23 protein-coding genes are annotated in these 22,905 nt (G+C 47.3%); 8 read left to right on the forward strand and 15 right to left on the reverse strand.

Annotation, left to right across the window (positions count from 1 at the left end; all coding sequences use genetic code 11):
- Nucleotides 1-26: 26 nt before the first annotated feature.
- A complete protein-coding gene (locus tag EKN56_RS03670; RefSeq protein ID WP_130590568.1) occupies nucleotides 27-1,394 on the reverse strand; it encodes an L-serine ammonia-lyase in 1,368 nt (455 codons plus the stop codon).
- Nucleotides 1,395-1,427: 33 nt separating this feature from the next.
- A complete protein-coding gene (locus tag EKN56_RS03675) occupies nucleotides 1,428-2,729 on the reverse strand; it encodes an HAAAP family serine/threonine permease (protein ID WP_130590569.1) in 1,302 nt (433 codons plus the stop codon).
- A 794-nt stretch (nucleotides 2,730-3,523) separates the two neighbouring features.
- Here EKN56_RS03675 and EKN56_RS03680 point away from each other — a divergent pair.
- Nucleotides 3,524-4,513 (forward strand): TerC family protein, encoded by a 990-nt coding sequence (locus EKN56_RS03680; protein WP_130590570.1) that lies wholly within the window; start codon nucleotides 3,524-3,526, stop codon nucleotides 4,511-4,513.
- Between the two features lie 630 nt (nucleotides 4,514-5,143).
- Here EKN56_RS03680 and EKN56_RS03685 read toward each other — a convergent pair.
- The gene (locus EKN56_RS03685) at nucleotides 5,144-5,377 is read right to left on the reverse strand and encodes a DUF2594 family protein (RefSeq protein WP_130590571.1); all 234 of its coding nucleotides are present in this window, start codon (nucleotides 5,375-5,377) and stop codon (nucleotides 5,144-5,146) included.
- A 155-nt stretch (nucleotides 5,378-5,532) separates the two neighbouring features.
- On the opposite strand from EKN56_RS03685, the gene EKN56_RS03690 reads away from it, so the two are divergent.
- A complete protein-coding gene (locus tag EKN56_RS03690) occupies nucleotides 5,533-5,967 on the forward strand; it encodes a hypothetical protein (protein ID WP_130590572.1) in 435 nt (144 codons plus the stop codon).
- 106 nt (nucleotides 5,968-6,073) lie between these two features.
- Here the strand turns inward: EKN56_RS03690 and EKN56_RS03695 are convergent, their stop codons facing one another.
- A complete protein-coding gene (locus EKN56_RS03695) occupies nucleotides 6,074-6,910 on the reverse strand; it encodes a 3-hydroxyacyl-CoA dehydrogenase NAD-binding domain-containing protein (protein WP_130590573.1) in 837 nt (278 codons plus the stop codon).
- A 276-nt stretch (nucleotides 6,911-7,186) separates the two neighbouring features.
- Nucleotides 7,187-7,555, reverse strand: coding sequence for an HMA2 domain-containing protein (locus tag EKN56_RS03700; protein ID WP_130590574.1), 369 nt, complete (start codon nucleotides 7,553-7,555; stop codon nucleotides 7,187-7,189).
- 263 nt (nucleotides 7,556-7,818) lie between these two features.
- On the opposite strand from EKN56_RS03700, the gene EKN56_RS03705 reads away from it, so the two are divergent.
- The 6 genes from EKN56_RS03705 (at nucleotide 7,819) to EKN56_RS03730 (ending at nucleotide 12,588) form a co-directional block, all read left to right on the forward strand.
- Nucleotides 7,819-8,151: an HMA2 domain-containing protein gene (locus EKN56_RS03705; RefSeq protein ID WP_130590575.1), complete on the forward strand. Its 333-nt coding sequence runs from the start codon at nucleotides 7,819-7,821 to the stop codon at nucleotides 8,149-8,151.
- A 14-nt stretch (nucleotides 8,152-8,165) separates the two neighbouring features.
- Complete coding sequence (locus EKN56_RS03710; RefSeq protein ID WP_246019959.1) at nucleotides 8,166-8,807, forward strand: YtxH domain-containing protein; 642 nt, start codon at nucleotides 8,166-8,168, stop codon at nucleotides 8,805-8,807.
- The gene (locus tag EKN56_RS03715) at nucleotides 8,800-9,114 is read left to right on the forward strand and encodes a hypothetical protein (RefSeq protein WP_130590576.1); all 315 of its coding nucleotides are present in this window, start codon (nucleotides 8,800-8,802) and stop codon (nucleotides 9,112-9,114) included. The genes EKN56_RS03710 and EKN56_RS03715 overlap by 8 nt, the downstream gene beginning before the upstream one ends.
- Nucleotides 9,098-9,409 carry a YtxH domain-containing protein gene (locus EKN56_RS03720; protein WP_130590577.1) on the forward strand — a complete coding sequence of 104 codons (312 nt, stop codon included), beginning with the start codon at nucleotides 9,098-9,100 and terminating at the stop codon, nucleotides 9,407-9,409. The genes EKN56_RS03715 and EKN56_RS03720 overlap by 17 nt, the downstream gene beginning before the upstream one ends.
- A gap of 7 nt (nucleotides 9,410-9,416) precedes the next feature.
- The gene (locus EKN56_RS03725) at nucleotides 9,417-11,486 is read left to right on the forward strand and encodes a heavy metal translocating P-type ATPase (protein WP_130590578.1); all 2,070 of its coding nucleotides are present in this window, start codon (nucleotides 9,417-9,419) and stop codon (nucleotides 11,484-11,486) included.
- A gap of 346 nt (nucleotides 11,487-11,832) precedes the next feature.
- A complete protein-coding gene (locus tag EKN56_RS03730; RefSeq protein ID WP_130590579.1) occupies nucleotides 11,833-12,588 on the forward strand; it encodes an aminopeptidase in 756 nt (251 codons plus the stop codon).
- Between the two features lie 121 nt (nucleotides 12,589-12,709).
- Here the strand turns inward: EKN56_RS03730 and EKN56_RS03735 are convergent, their stop codons facing one another.
- From EKN56_RS03735 to galR, 10 genes are all read right to left on the reverse strand, one after another.
- Entirely contained in the window at nucleotides 12,710-13,309 is a 600-nt protein-coding gene (locus EKN56_RS03735) for a histidine phosphatase family protein (protein WP_130590580.1), read from the reverse strand.
- A 69-nt stretch (nucleotides 13,310-13,378) separates the two neighbouring features.
- Nucleotides 13,379-14,182 (reverse strand): phosphonate ABC transporter, permease protein PhnE, encoded by an 804-nt coding sequence (phnE, locus tag EKN56_RS03740; RefSeq protein WP_210405331.1) that lies wholly within the window; start codon nucleotides 14,180-14,182, stop codon nucleotides 13,379-13,381.
- 38 nt (nucleotides 14,183-14,220) lie between these two features.
- Nucleotides 14,221-15,009, reverse strand: a complete 789-nt coding sequence (phnE, locus tag EKN56_RS03745; RefSeq protein ID WP_130590581.1) for a phosphonate ABC transporter, permease protein PhnE — start codon at nucleotides 15,007-15,009, stop codon at nucleotides 14,221-14,223.
- Entirely contained in the window at nucleotides 14,997-15,791 is a 795-nt protein-coding gene (gene phnC, locus EKN56_RS03750; RefSeq protein WP_210405332.1) for a phosphonate ABC transporter ATP-binding protein, read from the reverse strand. The genes phnE (EKN56_RS03745) and phnC overlap by 13 nt, the downstream gene beginning before the upstream one ends.
- A gap of 71 nt (nucleotides 15,792-15,862) precedes the next feature.
- Nucleotides 15,863-16,924, reverse strand: a complete 1,062-nt coding sequence (gene phnD / locus EKN56_RS03755; RefSeq protein ID WP_130590582.1) for a phosphate/phosphite/phosphonate ABC transporter substrate-binding protein — start codon at nucleotides 16,922-16,924, stop codon at nucleotides 15,863-15,865.
- Between the two features lie 207 nt (nucleotides 16,925-17,131).
- On the reverse strand, nucleotides 17,132-18,502 hold the full coding sequence (locus tag EKN56_RS03760; protein ID WP_130590583.1) for a sigma-54-dependent transcriptional regulator: 1,371 nt from the start codon (nucleotides 18,500-18,502) through the stop codon (nucleotides 17,132-17,134).
- A gap of 8 nt (nucleotides 18,503-18,510) precedes the next feature.
- A complete protein-coding gene (locus EKN56_RS03765; RefSeq protein ID WP_130590584.1) occupies nucleotides 18,511-20,412 on the reverse strand; it encodes an ATP-binding protein in 1,902 nt (633 codons plus the stop codon).
- A gap of 176 nt (nucleotides 20,413-20,588) precedes the next feature.
- Complete coding sequence (locus tag EKN56_RS03770) at nucleotides 20,589-20,864, reverse strand: type II toxin-antitoxin system RelE/ParE family toxin (protein WP_130590585.1); 276 nt, start codon at nucleotides 20,862-20,864, stop codon at nucleotides 20,589-20,591.
- Nucleotides 20,865-21,116, reverse strand: a complete 252-nt coding sequence (locus tag EKN56_RS03775) for a CopG family ribbon-helix-helix protein (RefSeq protein WP_130590586.1) — start codon at nucleotides 21,114-21,116, stop codon at nucleotides 20,865-20,867.
- A gap of 392 nt (nucleotides 21,117-21,508) precedes the next feature.
- Nucleotides 21,509-22,510 (reverse strand): HTH-type transcriptional regulator GalR, encoded by a 1,002-nt coding sequence (gene galR / locus EKN56_RS03780; RefSeq protein ID WP_130590587.1) that lies wholly within the window; start codon nucleotides 22,508-22,510, stop codon nucleotides 21,509-21,511.
- Between the last annotated feature and the right edge of the window lie 395 nt (nucleotides 22,511-22,905).

Raw genomic sequence — 22,905 nt, forward strand, 5'->3', positions numbered from 1 at the left:
TATTTATTATCAATATTTAGTCTTTATCAGGACTCACACAGCGCGACCTTAATCGCTAATCCACCGCGAGAGGTCTCACGGTATTTGGCGTTCATATCTTTACCGGTCTCGTACATGGTTTCGATAACTTTATCCAGAGAGACACGCGGTTCGCTGGTACGCAGAATCGCCATGCTGGCAGAGTTAATCGCTTTGACGGCGGCAATGGCATTACGCTCAATACAAGGAACCTGAACCTGACCGGCAACCGGATCGCAGGTTAAACCCAGATTGTGCTCCATACCGATTTCTGCGGCATTACACACTTTCTCCGGGCTACCCCCCCGTAGTTCAGCCAGACCGGCGGACGCCATTGAACAGGCAACGCCAATCTCCCCCTGACAACCCACTTCAGCACCAGAGATAGAAGCGTTCATCTTATACAGTAATCCTACGGCACCTGCCGCCAGGAAATAACGGGTATAAGCTTCGGGTGTCACCGGTTGAATAAAGTGGTCATAGTAAGCCAGAACCGCTGGAATGATGCCACAAGCACCATTGGTTGGCGCAGTAACCACGCGGCCACCGGCGGCGTTCTCTTCACTGACGGCCATGGCGAACATGTTCACCCAGTCCATCGCTGTCATTGGATCGGTGGATAAGCGGTCATGAGTTTGCAGTATGCGGTGCAGGGCAGAAGCCCGGCGCGGAACCTTTAATGGACCGGGCAACACACCCTCAGTACTCATACCACGATGGATAGCACCTTTCATGGTTTCCCATACCAGTGCCATGTAACGCTCCACCTCTTCTCTACCGTGCAGAGCAATTTCGTTTTTCATCATCACCGCAGAGAGGGACAAACAGTTGTCTTTGCAGTGACGAAGCAGGTTTTTAGCTGAATAGAATGGGTAAGGAACCGTTACCTCAGCGGTGGATTCCTTACCGAAGTTCTCTTCATCTACCACGAAACCGCCGCCGGTAGAGTAGTAGGTTTTGCTGCTGAGCAGAATATTGTTGTCGTAAGCATGGAATGTCAGACCATTCTCATGCAGGGGCAACGTCTTATCTGAGAAATTCAATGTCAGTCCAACACGACGCAGCGAGTTGTCAGCACAGCGGATAGGTAAAGTACCGGTGTCATGTACCTGCTGAATAAAGCCAGGGATGGAATCGACTTCTACCGTGTCCGGTTTGTTGCCAGCCAGACCCATGATGATGGCGATATCGGTATGGTGCCCTTTGCCTGTCAGTGACAGAGAACCGTAGATATCAACAACAATATCGGTGGTCAGATTGTCCAGTTGTTTACTTTTCAGGTCTTCAATAAACCGGATACCGGCTACCATCGGACCCACTGTATGGGAACTGGAAGGACCTATACCAATTTTAAAAATTTCAAATACGCTAATCATGGAATCTCCTTACAACATCATGTTGGACGACTGTTAGCTGATAAGGCTGTAAACAATGGCTGACATGGAAATCAGACCCATCAGTACGACGAACACGTTGCTGATGTGACCGCTGTATTTACGCATAGCGGGAACTTTATGAATGGCGTACATCGGCATCAGGAACAGTAACATTGCGATGATTGGGCCACCCAGAGTTTCAATCATACCCAGGATGCTAGGGTTCAGTGTTGCCACGATCCAGGTAGTAATTAACATGAACAGGGCAGTGATGCGGTTCAGTTTGCTCAGTTCGATGCTCTTGCCTTTACCGCGAAGAGATTTAATGACCATACCGTTGAAACCTTCACGAGCGCCCAGATAGTGGCCCAGGAATGATTTGGTAATCGCGATGAAAGCAATCACTGGAGCAATATAAGCAATGACTGGAGTATTAAAGTGGTTAGCCAGGTAAGACAGAATCGAGATATTCTGTGCCTTCGCTGCCGCCAGATCCGCAGGAGACAGGCTCAGTACGCAGCTGAATACGAAGAACATAACGGTCAGAACCATCATGATGTGGCTGCGAGCCAGAATTTGCGAACATTTACGTTCTGCGTTTTGACCATACTCTTCACGTTTAGCTACGGCAAATGCAGAGATAATCGGTGAGTGGTTGAAAGAGAACACCATTACCGGAATTGCCAGCCACAGGGTCATTAACAGACCATTGCCGGTTGCAGAAGCGGTAGATGATAAGCTGGCTGTTTCGAATATTGCACCGGTCCAGTTTGGAATCAGATATAAAGCTAATAACATCAGAACGGCAACAAATGGGAATACCAGAATACTCATTGCTTTAACAATGAATTGCTCACCAAAGCGAACTATAGTCATTAATCCCACGATAAGAATTAAAGATAAAATAGCACGCGGAGGTGATGGTAAATTTAATTGGTGAACAATAAAACTGTCTACAGTATTCGTAATCGCAACACTATAAACCAACAGGATTGGATATATTGCAAAGAAATATAGCAGGGTAATTAATTTACCTGCGCCAACACCAAAATGTTCTTCTACTACTTCGGTAATATCTTCACCAGGATTTTTACCGGAAAGAACAAAGCGCGTTAATCCACGGTGAGAAAAATAGGTCATAGGAAAAGCGATAAGTGCCATAATAATTAATGGAATAAGACCGCCAATACCTGCGTTAATTGGTAAAAATAATACGCCTGCACCAATAGCTGTGCCGTACAGGCCCAGCATCCACATGGTGTCAGATTTACGCCAGCCTAAACTGGAAGCAGGCGCAATACTTGCTGTGGTTGTTGTGGTTTGAGTAGTGTCCATAAATACCCCAAAGTAAATTTTTATTAAAATGGTCCCGCGGCATTGAATTAATACCGGTGATAAACTAACTTTTTATTAAGAAATAATGCGTGGGTTCGTCACGGCAGGAACTTTAACAAATTAAAATAAAATAATGCTCAATCTCGATCACAAAACCATTTTTGAATAAAAAGTTTTAAAGAATCAGAATTGATATTTTATTTTAAGGGGAGGGGTTACAGACCAGTAATGATACTTTTCATGAGGATTTTATTTGACTATAAAAATATAAAGAATCAAAAGTGATATTTAATATTTTTAATTTCCTAACGGCTCATTGTTGATACTTTATTATATTTCCATCGGATATATTTATTATAGAACCAATAAGAAAATAAGTGCAAATAAATAATATAATTAAATAAGAAAATATGATTCATCAGGTTATCAGTTCATTTTTCACCAACCCAATGGATAGTTTTATTCACCTTAGCATCATTTAAGTTTTCCACCCTCTTGACTCTGGTAACGAGAATACGTATCTTTTGCTTTGCAAAGGGGAGTAACTTCCAAGCTGGCTAATCGTCAATACGATGTATGCATATACATCCGGTTACCAGGCAACCTTCGGTTGTAAGTGAGACCTTGCCGGAAGGCGAGGTGCGCTTATAGCTAGCTAAAACAGCGGCTGCGTCTTCCGACGTTGCCGTTTTTTTATGTCTGAAGGTTAGGTTTCTGTATCTGTTAGTCACGCTGTTTAAAACAACTATAGTTTTAAACAGCAGGCTGAGATAAGAGGCCAGAGGAGACCCCAAATGAATACTATTGGAACCCCGTTACTGTGGGGAAGTTTTACACTTATCGTTATCGTGATGCTAATGATTGACCTGTTTGGGCAGGGCAAAAAGAAAGGCGGAGCGATGTCTTTTAAACAGGCTGCGGCCTGGTCGTTCGTTTGGATTACGCTCTCTTTACTATTTGCACTTGGTTTATGGTGGTATCTGAAAGACACTGCTGGTCAGCAGGTGGCTGATACTCAGGCTTTGGCTTTTATCACTGGCTATTTGATTGAAAAAGCGCTGGCGGTAGATAATGTGTTCGTCTGGCTGATGATATTTAGCTACTTCTCTGTTCCTGTAGCCATACAGCGATGGGTATTGGTATATGGCGTGTTAGGCGCTATTGTCCTGCGTGCCATCATGATCTTTACCGGTAGCTGGCTGATTTCTGAATTTAGCTGGATATTGTATGTGTTTGGTGCCTTCCTGTTGTTCACCGGCATCAAGATGGCGCTGGTGAAAGAGGATGATGAATCCAGCATTGGCGATAAACCGCTGGTGAAATGGATCCGCAGCCATATTCGCATGACCGATAATATGGAAGGTGAGCGTTTCTTTACCCGCCGCAACGGCGTACTGTTTGCCACACCGCTGTTTCTGGTGCTGATTCTGGTAGAAATCAGTGATGTCGTTTTTGCCGTGGACAGTATTCCGGCGATCTTCGCAGTGACTACCGATCCCTTTATTGTACTTACCTCAAACCTGTTCGCCATTCTGGGCCTGCGGGCAATGTACTTCCTGTTGGTTAACGTAGCGGAACGATTCACTATGTTGAAGTATGGTCTGGCGGTGATTCTGGTATTTATTGGTATTAAGATGCTGATTGTTGATTTCTACCATATTCCGATTGCGGTTTCGTTGGGGACGGTAGGGGGGATTTTGGCGGTGACGTTGGGGGTTAATGGGTGGGTGAATTATAGGAATGATATTCTTGAGGATGATCGCCAACGTAATGAAAAGCATTGAGTTTAGTGTTGGTTTCGTCCACTAAATAGTGCAGCGTTTGGATTAGCATTTGTACGAGTGGCCGAGCAGGGGGGCATTAGGGCGAATGCCCCCCCGCGCCTTTGCACACGAATCCAGGTCGCCTGATGGCGACTGCCTTCCTCCTTCGTTCAGCCTTAACGCACCGGCGCAGAGCCGCTCCCGACGTCGCTGCGCCTCGACCCGCATCCATGCGGGTCGTGCTGGCCTCTCTCAGTCGTCAGCTGAATTCCAGTGCTCTTGAAGGTCAAAAGATAAAGGTCAAAAGATAAAGGTCAAAACATTAGAAAGTTAATCGTCGGGAGAGGGTGCCGTGGGGGCGACTTGGCGTAAGCCAACGACAAACAGGCAAAGCCTGTTTGAACAGCGCTAGCGCTGGCCTGAAGGTCAAAACACCTTCGGTGTTTTGTAATTGCCCGTAGTCAACTCAGGCTCGGCGCTCTTTGGTCTCAAGTACCAATGGCCTACCGGCCGAGCACAATGATAATATGGGCCGATTGCCTTTACGGCCGGAATATTCTCAGAGGTCGATTTCATATAAAAAATCTACTCATCAACAACAAAAAGCCCCGCGTTAGACCTAACGCGGGGCTCTCAAACCCAAAAAACCTATCAGCACTTCTCTTGACGATATGCCTGTCGCATTTGCTGAACGATACCTTTAAAGGCTTCGGCTTCCGCCATATCCGGATGATCGGCAATCAGTCTTTCCATCTTTAGAATCACTTTTCCTGCGTCCGCCTGACCCATAGTGATCAGCATTAACGTCAGAATGGCTTTCAGACCGGAAATCTCTCTGGCCATTTCTTCCGGTGTCGCGTTGGTTGGAAAATCGATATTGTTCATAACTAGTCCCGTGTCGATATATGTGACAATTAAAATTTGGGCATATGTTAGCAAAGTATTGCGTCAGACGTGAGCATCTGTTGGTGGAAAAGTATTGAAAACTGCTTAATAATATAGATAATCATTCTCATTATTGTTTGCGGGCGCACCATTTTATGTCATCAGCCCTTAAGGCACTGAAAAAGTTACACAAAAAAGCGTCTAAGCAAGGAAGCAAAAATAAGGCGGGGGATCGTGCGCTTCAGAATCTTGTCCGTCCTGCGGTTTTACCGGGTTCTCACCCCCGCAGCACTCAATCAGAACCCTCTGATTCAATCTGGAGTGAACTCTCTCAGCAAGTGATGGGTAGCATGCTGGTTGAAGTATCAAAACCTTTGAAGCCACTGCTGGACTGGTTTGATCATGGCGGCTATAACGTCCCAACACCACGCCAGCCAGTGAGAAACGGAAGCACTGGTAATATGCGCATTCAGCCCAATTCCATTGCACCTCCGGCAATTTTACGCTTACCTTTTAAATCTCCACCCTGTAAGCGCTGTCCGGCTAAAAGTGGTGGTATTTGTCAGTGTGCTGCTAAACGTTTTGCTTAATGTGGATAGCTTTTACTGATGCGAGCTGCATTAAGATAATACCGCTATAAAAGCACAAAGGCCCGACTGTCGTTACAATCAGGCCTACGAATGCCGGAGTTTAATATCAGGCGTAGCTATAGAATCCTTTCTTACTCTTTCTCCCCAATGCTCCACCTCTGACCATCTTACGCAGCAGAATGTGAGGGCGATATTTTGAGTCGCCAGTTTCTGAGTAAAGTACTTCCATAATAGCAAGACAGACATCCAGACCGATTAAATCGCCCAGCGCCAGTGGTCCCATAGGGTGATTGGCTCCCAGCTTCATCGCGGTATCAATATCCTCTGCGCTGGCGGTACCATCGGCATAGATGCCAATGGCTTCATTAACCATAGGAATCAGCACCCGATTAACGATAAATCCCGGCGCATCTTTAGAGATAACGGCAACTTTACCAACCTGCTGGACGATCTCCTGCATTTTGGTCACCATCTCATCGGTGGTACCTAAACCTACGACAATTTCTACCAGTGCCATTACGGGGGCCGGGTTGAAAAAGTGCAGTCCGATAACCTGACGATCCACTCCGGCGCTCAGTTCAGTAATGGACAGTGAAGAGGTATTAGAGGCGAAAATGGCGTCAGGTCGGCAGATGTTTTTCAGGTTGTTAAACAGCTGGCGTTTAACATCAATATTTTCGACGATCGCTTCGATGATGAGATCACAGTCGGAAACATCTTCTGGCAAACCGGGAGCAATGTTGGAGGCAATCGCTTTAGCACGGTCTGCTGCGATTTTATCTTTATCCACCAGTTTATTCAGTGAGGTGACGATGTTGTTTTTTCCCTTCTCTGCAAATTCTTGCTTAATATCAGCGAGAACCACAGTGAAGCCTTCCGCAGCAGCAAACACCTGAGCAATGCCCGCACCCATTGCGCCAGCACCGATAACGCCTACTTTCATATTTTATCCTTCTTATTTTTCAAATCGTTGGGAGTTATTAATACGTAGGTCTCGATTATATCCTCCTGTTCAGGAAAGGACTGTGTCGGGAGGCGCAGTTTCTTTATCTAATATCTGAAAACAGGATAAGTGGAGATAGAGAGAAATAGGAGGGAGACGAATTCGTGGACAGTTTTGTTGGGTTAGCCATGTGGCAACGAAAAGGGCGCTAACTAAAAGGGCCCACATTTATCAATATGGACCTTCTATATAACAGGAGCAGCAGAATACCGCGTTTTATCTGGCAATAGCGGCAACAGCGCTAACCAGTGAACCACCTAGTGTGCGCTTCAACGTGGTTAAGGCAATACCTTTCAGCAAGGTTTTAGCCCCCAGGCGTACTGCATTATTGATGAAATCGCGCTCTTCGCTGTTTTCCAGCCAGCCATAGCTTTCTACCGTTTCCAACAGGGCCGCGGCACTGATCACTTTGCTGTCGAAACGAATTGCCACAGAACCCGCGTAGCGACGGTATTGAATCTCTGTGATTCCCGGCACTAACTCCAGTTTTGCAATCAAATCTGTCACTTCAGCAGCATGCTGTTGAATATAATCAGAACGAATGCGAACACGGTTTTGTGTCTGATGAACATATGGACTACTCATGGCGGCCACCTGAATGATAAAGATAACGAGAATAATTTACATTAAGCTTTGTGCACTGTCCAGTACTGTTATTAACCAATTTCTGCGTAATATCTCTACTTCTTGATGCTACGGTTTTTCTATTTCCCGGCATAAATCTGATTTACTTCCAAACAAGTGTGTTTAAGTGTTTTAAATCATCAGGTCACATCATATGATAGCTGTAACTAATATGGCTCCTTCGTTCTGCCCCGGCAGAACGGTTGATTTTTTTAGGATGTGAAATGAGTTCTGATAGTTTTAGTGGGTTAATGGCGCTGCGCCGTTTTGTTGAGCTTGCCCACCATATCCCTGGCCGCATCAGGCTGCGCTTTACCAATAAGCTGGTGGCCGGGCTGAGTAAAAGTAAGTTATCTGCATTAGAAGAACTTTGTGGCAAAGATAATTGTTTACGCAGCTATACCCTTAATAGTGCAACCGGAAGTCTATTATTAGAGTATGACGCTAAACGTTTGCCGCCAAAATTACTGGAACAGCTATTTGGTGATGACGATCGGATTGCCGAGCAAGCGTTGACTGAAATTCTGCCAATTATCTCTCCGCCAGAATCTAATTAAGTGAGGAACTGAAGATGGGAAAAGACAAAAAGAGTAACGATCAGGAGATCCCTGAATATCAAGGGATGCCACCCTACGGACCTTACGGTTATCCTTATTATCCTCCCTATCCTCAGCAGCAGGGGCAACCAATGCCTCAGCAGATGATGTGGCCTCCTCATCCCCCAATGTGGCATCCAATGTGCGGTCAGCCACCAATGGGCTATCCCATGCCGCCACAATACCAACAGTTTCCACCTCAGTTCCAACAGCCAGCCCCGCAGCAAATGGCCCCCGGTTTTGACTGGAGTGGACAGGCGCAAGGTATGGTTGAAGGCTTGATGGGAGAGCAAGCAGGATTATTCAAAAATATCATTAGTACCATTGGTGTTGATGATAAAGAGTTTTGGAAAGGTGCCATGATTGGTGCTGCCGCAGCGCTGATTTTAGGTAATGAAAGCGTACGTAATACGCTGCTGCAAACTTTTGCTAATGCTGGCGACATGCTGAAAAGCGGCGGTAGTAAAGTGAAAGAGAAGGCGGAAACCACCGCTGAAAGCGTGAAAGAGAGCGTAATGACCAGCGGTGCTATTTTCCGTGATACGGTTCAGGCTGGCAAAGAAGGCTTTCAGGAGTCGGTAGAACGCCATCGTGAGCAGGAGAAAGCGGATGAGTAATAATAGCGATCGCATGAACCCAGCCAGCCGGGCGTTAATCGCCGGTGCTCTGGTTGGCGCAACGGCTTCCGGTGTGGAGCAGTGGCGTCAGTATCAGCGCGGTGAGAAGACGCTGGAACAGGCAACCAGTAAAGTTCTGATTGATGCCACTAAAGCCGGTTTGGTCAGTGGCGCTGCTATGACGGTAGCCAACGCTACCGCAGGCCGCCCGGTACTGACATTATTGACGGTACTCAGCGCAGGTGCTGCCGGACTGTACCTATTAGACTCAATGAATAAGCGAGGCGCAGATGAAACAGCCGAATAATCCTTACTACTATAACCCTTACTACAATCCTTACGCGCCTTATCCGATGGACCAGTCAGCACCGCAAACCCCTTATCGGGCGGACAATAGTCGGGCTCATCTGATTACCGGTATCGTCGCCGGTGCTGCGATTGCTTATCTGCTGTCTAACCGCAATGTACAAAAGAGCATTGGCGCAACGGCTAACAAAGCCTGGGGCGCGGTTCGTGGTGAAGTAGAAGAGCTGAAAGAGCGTCTGGCGGATGTTCAGGCAGAGCTGGATTACTATCGCGAAAAAGATCAGGACAGCGAGTAACTGCCCGATGACCCATTCATATACCGTTAAGCCAGTCCACCAACTACCTGGTCGACTGAGAGTGCGCATTGTTCAGTTGCGAGAGCAACCGGACGTTGCCGGATGGCTTAAAACCCATCTGCTCTCTTTCACTGGAGTGAAAATGGTGCGCCTGCGCCCGGCAGCGGCTTCTGCCGTATTAACTTATCACACCAGTAAAACTGATGCGGAAAAGCTGTTAGCACAGTTGAATGCCATTGATTGGGATTCAGCCACTGACAGTGAGTACGAAGCGGAATATTGCGGTGGTGATAATTTGCTAAATCTGGCCGGTTTGGCCGCAACCCAGTTTTTACCTAAGCGCTGGTCTGCACTGCCAGCAATGGCATTAATGGCGCCCACCATTGCCGAAGGCGTTGAGTCACTGTGCCAGCGTGAACTAAAGGTTGAAGTACTGGATGCGCTGGCGCTTAGCCTGTCGATTGCTCGCGGTGATTACCGAACGGCAATGTTGACGCAGTCGTTGCTGACGCTGGGGGAATATTTTGAGCAAGAAACCAGCCGTCATTCTGATGAACTACTGTCTGAGCTGATGCAGCCGCAGTATCACTCGGTTTGGGTTGAACGCGATGGTGAAAGTCAGGAAATCAATGCAGAAGAGCTGGTAAACGGCGATGTCATGCTGCTGGGGCCTGGCGATAATATTCCTGCAGATGGTAGCGTATTGCGCGGTATTGGTTTAATTAATCAGGCATCCATGACCGGAGAAAGCGTGCCGGTACGCCGTGAAGCCGGTGCCTGGGTATTTGCCGGAACTCAGGTTCAGGACGGTAACATTGCGGTACGTGCTGAGCGAGTAGGGGACGAGTCTTCAACGGCAAATATTCGTCGTTTTATTACCGAATCACTCGGTCAGCGCAGTGAAACTCAACAGGTTACCCAAAGAATGGCCGATCGCCGAGTGGCTATTACTCTGGGGGCGGGTGCTGGCGTATTTGCACTGACTCGCGACTGGAATCGTCTGGCCTCGGTATTCTTAGTCGACTACTCCTGCGCTTTAAAACTGAGTACGCCAATTGCGTTTAAATCGGTAATGTACAAAGCGGCAACCTCCGGGCTATTGCTCAAAGGAGGCCGTGCCATTGAGCAACTGGCAGATATCGATACCGTGGTGTTCGATAAAACCGGTACCCTGACATACGGGGATATGCTGGTAACTGATGTAGTTAGTTTTGACCCGAAACATACCTGGGCTAAACGGCTATTGGCAATCGCCGCGTCGGTAGAAGAACACAGCAATCACCCTCTGGCGCGCGCGGTAGTAAGCGCGGCGCAGGAACACGAGCTGCCGCATATTAATCACGGCGAAGTGGAGTATGTGATTGCTCACGGATTAATTTCCGAGCTTGATGGTAACCGCATGGTGATCGGCAGTCGTCATTTCCTGCGAGAGCATTACCATATTGATTTCTCTCCGTTCCAGACTCAAATCGAAGAGTTGGAAGAGCAGGGCCGCCATCTGTTGTTTATTAGTCTTAATGAGCAATTGGTGGGTATGATTGGTCTGCAGGATAATGTGCGCGATGAAGCTGCACAGGTCATCAGCCAACTGCGTGAGTTAGGCATTAAGAATGTTATTTTGTTAACCGGCGATAAACAGCACAAAGCCGAGCAAATGGCTAAAGATCTCGGCATTGACCAGTTCTTCGCTGAAGCAACGCCGGAAAGTAAAGTTAGCGTGGTTCAGTCATTGCAGGAACAGGGCTGTCGCGTGATGTTCGTTGGCGATGGCGTTAATGATGCACCGGTACTGACTCAGGCAGATGTTGGTCTGGCGATGAACCAAAGCACAGAACTAGCTCAACAGGCGGCGGATGCGGTACTGTTGCAAGACTCTCTGCACGGTGTAGTAACGGCCCGTGAGCTGGCCGTTGATGCAATGAAGCTGGTGAACAGCAACATTAAGCTAACCGAGTGGATTAACAGCGCCATTATGTTAGCAGCAGCGATGGGACGACTATCCCCGACATTGAGTGCCCTGTTGCATAATGGAACCACCATTGGGGTATTGTTGAGATCGCTTGCCGCGAGGAAATAAGTATTTTGAATTGAAGGTCGTGTCGTTTGGTTTTGACCTTTCCATTGAGCACTGGAATTCAGCCGACAACTGAGAGATGGTAGCACGACTGGCATGGAGGCCAGTCGAGGCGCAGCGACGCCGGGAGCGGCTCTGCGCCGGTGCGTAAGCCCGAACGATGGCGGAGGGAAGTCGCGTAGCGACCTGGATTCGTGTGCGAAGGCGCGGAGGTGCAGGAGGCGCTCGCCTTAGCGCCTCCTGCTCGGCCACCTGCGCTAAGGTTTATTCATACACGAGACTGTTTGTGGACGAAACTTCCTCTGAGCTCAATTATTTTTGGCTATAAAAAAGACAATTAGGGATAACAATGAAACAATGGATAACACAACAGTGTCGCTTATTGATGCTGGTGGTTTTAGGTTCGCTGATAGTGTCAGGATGTTCGGTGCGCTCTATTTCTAATGCAGATAATGGGCGTAACCAGTTTTATGCCGGTGAGTTATCGGATCAGGATGTACTGGGTGCAATGCCAAAGCAGGGTATCAGCGATGCAGATATTAAAACTGCACTGAATAATTCTCGCTATACCTTCCGTTTGCCGAAAGACTCCTCCATTTTACTGATTCAGTCTGGGGCCATGACGCCGGATGCTGAAATGCAAAAAGCGCTAAAAGAGTATTATTCAGTGGCGGTATTCTCCGGGATTCCACCAAATTCTCAACGTTATCGTGGTTACAACGCTCAGCCGGTAACGGAAGAGACGACGGATTATCCACGCCTGCTGCGTTTAACCGCAGCCAACGGTGGGCAGGATAAGATCATCGTTTACTGGGGGCAGTTAGAAAGCGGTTCAGAGAACGAAGTGACTAAAGTGGTTTCCTGGGTACCGTTTGTGGGTGGGGTGCTGCCAGATGAAACGCAACATATGCGCATTGTGCTGCGGGTCGCATTGATTGATGTGCTGAGCGGACGTTGGGTGACATTTACGCCGGAAGTATTTGAAAACTCATCGGTTAGCGGTCGCTATAATCGGGATTCAAAAGATCTGAAACAGATAATGGAACTGAAAGCTCAGGCCTATGATGCTGCGGCTAAAGAGATTTTTGAACGCTACGGGCGCTAGGCAACGACGGAATTTATTGGTTAGCAGTTTGATTTAATGAAATTTTAGGGTGGTGAAGAGCGTTAACTTTTCATCACCCTGATTGCTTTATTACCATCACTGTTAATTTAATCCGGTCCTGTCAGGCATTACTCAATGCAGCCTGTGATTGTAATTCTCCGTTTAACTTCCTGACTTCTGCGGTCATAAGTGGGGCTAAATCCCGGTGTTGGCTCAAAGGCTTCTGTTGGAAGTGGGTCAGCAGAATCTGTAAGGGATCGCCATGACCAACCAGCAAAATCTTTTTCTGAGCGTATTGTTGTTCCAACGCATGGATAAACGCCATTTCACGCTCACAAACGGCGCTGAGCTGTTCTACCTGAGCGAATGAATCCGTCAGATTTTCTTCGTCCTGTTTCCAGACGAGTGGATAGTGACTGTCATCCCGCAGTTCAAACTCGCCGAAATGGCGTTCACGCAGTGCCGCGGTAGATTTAGCCTGACGATTAAAATAATCGGCGACAATCCCGGCGGTTTCTGCTGCACGTTTAAAGTCGGAGTGAAAAATGAGATCCGGAATGGGATAGGGCCAGTTTTCCAGAGTCTGGATAACCTGATTGATACCTACCGGAGATAAACCATAGGCATGTTGCCCATGCTGAATATCACTAACGATGATCTTTTGTTGGTTGGCTAAACTGTGACCGTGACGCAGTACATAATATTGGTTTCTCAAAATCATTGGACCGTTCCTGTATTAATCGATGTTCTGTTCTTTTAAGGGGGAAGTTATCATCTCCCCCTATTCAGATTAGATTAATTTTTTGCGTACGCGAACAACAACCCATTCCGCTAACAAAACGACCACTAAAATACTGACCAGAATGGTTGCTACTAATTGCCACTGGAACAGGTTCATCGCATCGTTAAGTACTACGCCAATGCCGCCTGCGCCCACTAAACCAAGCACCGCAGATTCTCGCACGTTAATATCCCAACGAAACAGCACAATACTGAAGAATGCGGGTACTACCTGTGGCCAGTAACCTTTTACCAGAATACTGGGCATTGAAGCCCCCGTTGCTTTCAACGCTTCAATACTGCCCATATTGATCTCTTCTAACGCTTCTGCCAGCAGTTTACCCACAAAACCAACGGAGCGCAGCGCTACTGCCAGAACACCAGCAATAGTTCCGGGGCCGAAAATAGCCACGAACAGTAGTGCCCATACCAGCGAGTTAACCGAGCGGGATGTTACCAGACAGGTTTGCGCCAGCCAGTTAACGATTCTCGACGGCATCACATTACGGGCGTTCAGCAGCGCCAGGAGTACCGCCAGTATCAGACAAAGCAAAGTACCCAGCGTGGCAATATTCAGGGTTTCCATTAACGCCTGATGGATGGTGCCTGGATAAGCGGCTACATCCAGTGGCCACATGCGTTCAAACATATCGGCCATTTGGGTCGGTGCATCGTAAAGAAACTCAGGAATGACCTCAACGGTTCTTAGCGAAGCAAACAGCGATGCCAGCATGATGACATAGACTAAATAGCGGGCCGCCCGCTGGAGCGGCGTAAAGCGCTGATAGTTGGCCGGAGCAGTATTCATAGTCATAGCGTCCGTTTGAGGTGAGGAAGTTACAGGTAAGGCTGTCATGATGAAAAGACCCTCCGTACCAGATTAGACAGGGCTTCACCCAGCAGAATCAGAGCAATAATGGTGAGCAGAATAGCGGTGACGAAGTCGTAATCAAAACGCTGGAAGGCGGAGAACAGCGTACCGCCCAGACCACCGGCACCCACCAAACCAACCATGGTAGAGTTACGCAGGTTTGAGTCTAACTGGTAGGTCGAAAAACCGATAAAGCGGGAAAAAACCTGCGGCAGTACCGCAAACAGAATCAGGCTGACAAAGCTGGCTCCGGTGGCCCGGATGGCTTCTACCTGTTTAAGGGATATTTCTTCAATCGCCTCAGCAAACAGTTTAGCGATAAAACCAATAGAAGCGACGATGAGGGTTAGAATCCCTGCCAGTGCGCCAAAACCCACTGATTTCACAAATAAAATAGCGATAATTACCGGATGGAAAGTACGACAAACCGCAATCACCACTCGTGCTGGCGCACTGATAATATTGGGCATCAGGTTTCGGGCGGCAAACAGCCCGACAAACAGTGAAATAATAATGCCAACTGCGCTGGCGATAATCGCTATTTGCAGGCTCTCCATTAAATCGTGCAGCAGCAGTTCCCAACGTTCAAAATTGGGTGGAAACATACGACTGAGCAGGCGTTCGGCGTGTTCCATACCGATAGCCATGCGCTGGAAATTGAGCCCCATGGTACTGAACGCATACAGAATATATCCCGCTACCACCAGAGTACCAGCGCGCATCAACCAATTAGTTTTAAACGGATTTGAATAGGGAGTTACACCAGCCATGACTCACCTCCGTAGATTTCTTTCAGGTGGGTGTCGGTGATGCCCTGAGCCGGGCCGTCGTAAACTACGCGTCCACCGCTCATGCCGATGATGCGTTTGGCAAAACGCTGGGCCAGTTTTACATCATGAATATTAACCAGAGTAGGAATGCCCTTGCTGGCCGCCAGCTTATCCATCAGCTCCATAATTTCTACTGCGGTTTTCGGGTCTAGAGATGAGGTTGGCTCATCGGCCAGCAGAATATGAGGATTTTGCATTAATGCTCTGGCGATACCTACCCGTTGACGCTGGCCTCCGGACAGACTATCCGCCCGTTGGGTAGCGAATTCTGTTAGCCCAACATGACCTAACAGTTCAAAGGCGCGATCGATATCTTCCTGTAAAAATTTGCGCCGCCACGCCTGCCAGGCATTCATATAGCCAAGGCGTCCGGTTAATACGTTTTCAATCACGCTCAGGCGTTCTACCAGATTGTATTCCTGAAACACCATGCCTATCTGGCGGCGCAGATGACGCAAGGCTTTACCCTGAACTTTAACCAAATCCGCATGCTGAAACAGAATCTCTCCGGTAGTTGGCGTAATCAGGCGATTGATGCAGCGTAGCAGGGTGCTTTTTCCGGTACCGGATGGACCGATAATGGCCACAATACCGGGCTGGTCAATATCGATATTGATGTCTTTCAGAATCGGTTTTCCTGCCCGATAGGCATGATTAAGCTGCCGGATGCTGAGGTAATTGTGTAGCGAATTTTGTGGTGAAAGCGATGGTGACATAGACATGGCAACGGGCCTCCTGCGGGATAGCCTTGGGCTATCCCGATTGGTGATAATGAATATGGGAGAGTGGCGAATTACTGTGCTTTGGCACCAGCCGATTCAGCCTGACGTTTTTTAGCGGCGTCAGCGGCTTCTTTTTCAGCTAACTGTTGCAGGCCGTTTTTGCTATAGGCGGTGCCGGTAGCAAAGGCAATATCACGTACTACCTGCCAGTCATCTTTATAGTTAATTGGATAGAAACGGTCAGCACCACCAAAGGTTTCCTGCATTTCTGGTGGGAAGCGATAAGAGGCAAAGGCCGCTTTTATTTTGGCTACCAGTTCAGGATCCAGATCGTAAGCATAACCAAAAGCAGAGGTTGGGAAGCGCGCGCTGGTATAGATGGTGCGGAAGTCTTTAGCTTTCACGCGACCTGCCTCAACCATGCGCTCGTAAACGTCTGATGCAACGGGTGCCGCATCATAGTCACCGCTGAGGACTCCCATAACCGATTGGTCATGTTTACCGGAGTAAACCACTTTGTAGTCTTCATCCGGAGTGATGCCGATTTTTGGGAACAGGGCACGAGGCGCCAGGTTACCTGAGTTGGAGGAAACGGAGGTGTGAGCAACCACTTTACCTTTTAAGTCGTCCATAGTTTTGTATGGACTATCGGCTTTTACCAGCACAATCAGGTTGTAACCCTGAAACTCTTTTTCTGTGCCTTTAACCGCGATAGGGACATAACCAGCTAAGTTGACGGCATAGCCTGTTGGACCGGTAGAGAAACCGGCAATATGCAGACGACCAGAACGCATTGCTTCAACCTGAGCCGAGTTAGAGTGAACAGAGTAATAGATCACTTTTTTACCGGTTTTGTCGGACAGGTATTTCTGGAAGTCAGCGAAGGCATCTTTATACACTGCCGGATCTTCTACCGGCGTATAGCTAAATACTAAGGTTCCGGGATTTTTCAGCTCTTTGGGGTCGGTGGGCGTATCTGCCACCATATCACGGTTTTCATCACAGTAGCGGTCGTCCAGATCGCCTCTGTAACTACAGTCAGCAGCCATGGCGGATGAGAACAGCAGTCCAGCCGCCAGGATCATTTGTACGGTCAGCCAGTAGAATAAGACTCTGGTTGTTATTTTGGTCATTGTTACATCCTCATTCATGCGGGTTAGGGTAGTCGTTTTTTTTATTAAGACGTCCTGTCGCGATCGTCACATCATGCATTTTTGGGGAATTCATATTTAACTTTGCAATAACAATGCCAACATTAAATTAACAAAATCTTCTGTATATTTGAGAAATATTCCTGACAGGGGCGAGTTTACTGGACAATTTTGTCCTTTTTGGCTGAATCAGGAAGACAACATTGTCCCATCAAGATCCCGAAAGTATCGTTTATCCAGTCCATGTTTCTTCATTTTTCGATACAGGGTCTTGCGGGTCAGATTGAGGCGCATCGCCACTTCACTGAGTTCTCCTGCACAGGTTTCCAGCGTAGAAATCAGGATGCTCTTTTCATAACTATCAAGATGATATTCAAGATCATTTAGTTCAGACTCTGCGGTAGTTGCAATGTTTTCTTCATTCAAATTGATACCGTCGCCGGAAATGCCTAATACATAACGGTTAGCAACATTAATCAGCTCCCGCACATTGCCGGGCCACAGATAGTTAAGCAGCTTGTTTTGCTGGCTGGGTTTAATTGAGGGAACTTCCCTCTGATATTGCCGGGCGGCCTGTTGGCAGAAATATTCAAACAGTAGCAGGATGTCATTTTCCCGCTCGCGTAGCGGAGGAATATGTAAATTAGCCACGTTTAATCGATATAGCAAATCGCTACGAAATAGCCCCTGACGGCTGAGATGAGTGAGATCCATCTTACTGGCAGCCAGCACGTGGATATCCACCGGAATTAGCTGGTGGCTGCCTACGCGCTCAATGGTGCGGGTTTGTAGTACGCGCAGCAGACGAATCTGGGCCGCCAGCGGCATACTTTCAATTTCATCAAGGAACAGGGTTCCTCCATTAGCCGCTTCTACTTTACCAATATGTCGTTTTTGAGCGCCGGTAAAAGAGCCTGCTTCATGCCCAAACAGCTCACTTTCCAGCAGATTTTCCGGCATAGCGCCACAGTTAATGGCAATAAAAGGCTTGTGGGCTCTGGGTCCACTGTGATGTATAGCTTCTGCCACTACGTCCTTTCCGCTACCGGTTTCACCATAAATTAGGGTATCAACCTGAGCCTGAGCCAGCACGGATGTCTGTTGCCGCAGGTGTTGAATAGCCGGAGAACGACCAATGATTTTCTGGGTCAGATACTCATTATCCGTCGCCTTATGATGCATCTGCAGATAAGCCTGACGGCGATTCAACGCCAGATGTAGTTGCTGAAATAGCTGCTCGGTTTTGATCGGCTTCTCCAGAAAATCCTGAGCCCCTTGTTTCATGGCCTGAATAGCCAGGGGAATATCCGCGTGGCCGCTCATCAGGATCACCGGCAGTTGGCTGTCAAGTTGTTGAATAGCCGATAGCAAGGTTAATCCATCCATTTCAGGCATGCGAATATCACTGAGTACAATGCATTCCCGGCTGAGTGCCAGATACTCCAGCGCGTGACGGGCCTGACCAAAAGCTCTGGGCTGGAAACCCGCAATGGTTAGCATTTCCCCCAGACTTTCAGTCATGCAGGGCTCGTCATCAATAATGATCACTTCAATATTCATACATACTCCTAATGACTGGCAGCAACCGGCGCTATTGAGTGCAGTAGCTTTAGCGAAAAGCAGGTATAACCAGCGTAGCTATTGAGAAGCTTTAACTGACCGCACAGGTCCTGAACGATGTTATAGCTGATGGATAATCCCAGTCCGAGACCATTAGTGGTTGATTTCAGCGAGAAGAACGGGTCAAAAATGCGTTCGGTATGTTCTGGTTCAATACCACAGCCATTATCAATCACCAGTAATTCAACCCAATGATCCAGCGTTCGCCAGGTCAGAACGATTTCCGGTTCGGAAACTGTATGTAGTGCATCAATGGCATTTGACAGTAAGTTAATCAGCACCTGTTCCAGCCGTATGGCCTCTGCCGCCACCCAGACTGTATCAATCTGCTGTCCGGATTGATTCTGACACAGCGGCTGTACCTGCAATTTAATGCCTTTATTATCAACCTGTAACAGTTCGACGGCTGCATTAATGACGGTATGAAGATGTACCGGAGACAGGTCGTTATCCGCTTTACGAGCAAAGCTTTTCAGATTGTGGGTGATATTGTTCACCTTATCCAATAGCTCACCAACCTGCTCGATCTTTCGACGAACCTGCGGCACGTTGTTCTGTTGCAAATAGTGTTCGAGGCTAAAAATATAGTTACGCATGGCCGCCAGCGGCTGATTGATCTCATGAGTGATAGAGACACTCAACTGACCCAGTGCCGCCAGCTTACCGGCCTGTACCAATTCCCGCTGGGTTTGCATCAACTGTTGTTCTGCCTGATGACGTTCATCCATCTCTGATTGCAGCTGGCGATGGGTCTGCTCTGCCAGCAGAGCGGATTGTTGGAAAAAGGCCAAATCCTGAGCCATTCCGCTGATCTCATCATTACCGCTGATAACAATTGGCGTATTAAGGTGCCCATTTGCAATAGCCTGCATATTGGCCTGTAGGGTACGAATACGATTCAGAATATTACGGCGTACATATAGCCAGGAAAGGGTGATAACCATTATCAGGCTTAACAGGGATAAGCCGAGAGTGAGGCGACTTGCCTGAGCGACGGATTGCGTAGCTGCCGATAATTCATTATCAATCAATTGGTTAATTTCATGGCTGTAGTAGGAGATTTGTCGGGCTAGTTGCTGAACATGACGTTGGTTATTGAGTACCAGAAATGATTGTTGATAAGAGAGATCCAATTCCTGGTTTTTGTCATGAAACATCGGGCCTTCACGCGAAATCTTGGCTAACAGGCTGAGTAACTGCTGATATTTGTCCTGTAGTAAGGTTTTATCTTTTGCCGCCGATTCGGCAATATGCTGACTTATCTCTTCAATACGCAAAAAAGTATAGTCCAGCTCGTTGAAGCTTTGTGCCGCAGAGACTTTTTCGACATAACCCGCCAGAAAGGCTAATTCAAGATACCAGAGTTGGCTGGTTATGTTTGAGGGAGTTAATGTCTGCCGCCAATCTTCGAAGGTTTCATTCAATTTTTGGCTGTGTTGGAGTGCGCTGGCAGCAAAAGTTGCCCGCTGGGTGGTTACTTTATACAGCACCATTATTGTCTGTCGGATCTGAGTATTCAGCTCCAGAAAGTAGCGTTGCTTGTCGGGCAACTGCCTCATCCAATCTTCCATGTGATTGAGCGTATCGAGCAGTTCATCTTTTACCTGCTCTCGTTCACTTTGGCGTTCTGCCATTGACAGGGCTGAAGCCTGACTAACAATTTGCCGACTCTGGTCATTTAATTGAGTGGCGGCAAATAAAGCACCGATATGTTTCTGATGTAAATCCGACAGGCGAGATTCGAGTTCCGCATGGCTACGGAAACTTAAACCGGTAGCAATCAGGGTCATGGTTGCTAACAGCGAGAAAGCAAACAATAGCCGGCCACCGATACCTATCCGCCAGTTCATAAAACCTCACAGGTATAGATATGCCAAATGTTATAATTTTTATATTGATGTGTATTAATTGTAAAATATGGATGTTCAATAGTGATAAATGAATCGTGTCACTAAGGGGAATTATTGAGATGGATGTATAGTTTTGTGCTCAAAGCGAGCTTTGGCCTGACGCCTTTGTTTGAACGTTAGTGCTCTTCTTTCGTATGCCAGATATCCACGATAAAAATATCACTATCTTTAACTTCATAGTGGATCTCATAGTCGTCGAACAAAACTTTTCTTACTTCGCGCGGTTGATAGCGCGTTTGCGGTACGCCAATCGCCGGATAAGTTATAAGACCAGAACTGCCTGTTATCAGACGATCTAAAACCTCATCAGCGTGTTGCCGGCTGTATTGAAGGGCAAAACGATATATGCGTTCCAGATCGTCCCGAGCTTTCAGGGTCCAGTAAATTTCCATCTAGCAGGATTTCTTTAGACGGTTAGTAAAATCAATCATATCTGAATGACTAACCACACGACCGGCATCTACATCAGCCAGGCCTGCCAGCACGCTTTGATGCCGCCGCTCTCTTTCTGCCAACATGGAGAGCAATGCCTCTTTTATAATCCAGCTTTTGGAACGATCCAATTCTATCGCCAGCTTCTCAACAGCATGTGCCAGCTCAATGGGAATTTGAGCGCTGATAGTCTGTTTAGTATGAGAACTCATAAGAATTACCTCGTTTAATAACATTTAATAACTCCTATTAATTTTAACATGGTAATACTCATAAAAACATCACACTCTATTTTGCTGGCACTATCTTTGGTCAGAAGTCAGCGTTGCCTTGACCATATAAGCAAACATACTTATTGGAACTGAATGACATTATGGGATGAATAAAATAAGAGGAAAGTGCAGGAATAAAAATCAGGAAGGCGGATCGAAATTTTTAGCTATGTGGTTAATCATTTGATGGTTTGAGTAAGCTTGGGAGCGCAGTAAAAAGGCTGGTGTGTAGGTTTTTGTCACTGTTCAATTTCAAATAGTCGCTAATCAAAACCAGATGGCTTTTATTGAGCAAAACTAACTCGGGTTAAAACGCTCTTTCACCATAATGGTTACAACAATTGTGCAACTGAGTGTCTTTTTACCAATGTAGGGTGGAATAGATTTGTAACATCCGCCAGGGTTTTCCTTTGTGTCAATGCCAGTGCCAGTTCCGCCGCCTGTTTTGCCATCGAAACCACCGGATAACGAATGGTGGTTAACCCCGGGCGCAGGTAGTGGGCAATGAGTACATCATCAAAACCAATCAGTGATATTTGTTCAGGTACCTGAATATTATTATCGCTAAGTACCGAGAGGGCGCCCGCCGCCATGGTGTCGTTATAGCAGACGACTGCGCTGAGCTGTTGGTTTCTTTCCAACAGCTCTATCAGCGCTTTCTCGCCGCCGCTTTCGTCCGGCGAGGCGTAGGCAATGCGTTTAGTATTTATCGTGATTTGGTGTTCCGTCAGGGCATCCAGATAGCCCTGAAGGCGATCTTCCGCATCGGATATCTTATGGTCAGAACAGATAATGCCAATATTACGATGCCCCTGTTGAATCAGATATTGCGTAGCAAGGTGAGATCCGTAGCGATCGTCCAGAGCAATACAGCGGGATTCCAGTCCAGGAAGAATACGATTAATAAGTACCATCCCGGGAATATGGTTCATTAATCCCCGTAACTCTTCGTCATGCATAGCTTTGGCATGAACCACTAATGCGGCGCACTGATGGCGGATAAGCTGTTCAATGGCCTGACGCTCTTTATGCTCATCATGATAGCCATTACCAATCAGCAAAAAGTTACCGCTGTCGCTGGCGACTTGTTCTGTGGCTTTTACCATAATGCCAAAGAAGGGATCGGAAACGTCGGAAACGATCAGACCAATGGTACCTGTCGTTTGGCGAGCCAGCGCTCTGGCATTGGCATTGGGGTGGTACTGCAGCTGCTCCATGGCGCTGAGTACCGATTCACGAGTAGCCCCCCGGGCTTTTGGCGAGTTATTAATGACGCGGGAGACCGTGGCAACGGAAACGCCTGCCAGTTTTGCTACGTCTTTAATTGTCGCCATAATTTGCCTCGTCAGCCGGAATAAAAGAAAACGTTTACATCGTGAAGTCTCACGGAAAACAGGGGTATTAGCAATATGGAAAGTCACAAAATTGACGAAAATACAAAAATTACATGCTTCGTTACACTTTGTGCACCTATGTAGCCTTTTCTGGCTGGATGTCTGCTATACCATGGACTAGATTTGAGATCCCAGAGGTATTTATTGGTGAATCTCTGGCGGCAACGTCAGAACCATTTACTGGATTACACCGACCTACGCGGATGCGTAGGTTTTTTTTTACTTCAGGATATTATTGCTGGTTTTTTATTCGATTAAACGATTAATCGCGAACAGCAATAAAAATAGATTGTCTTAACCTGGAAATGGAGGTATCAACGCATATCGCGTTGTCC

Source organism: Limnobaculum zhutongyuii (assembly GCF_004295645.1).
GTDB classification, from domain to species: domain Bacteria; phylum Pseudomonadota; class Gammaproteobacteria; order Enterobacterales; family Enterobacteriaceae; genus Limnobaculum; species Limnobaculum zhutongyuii.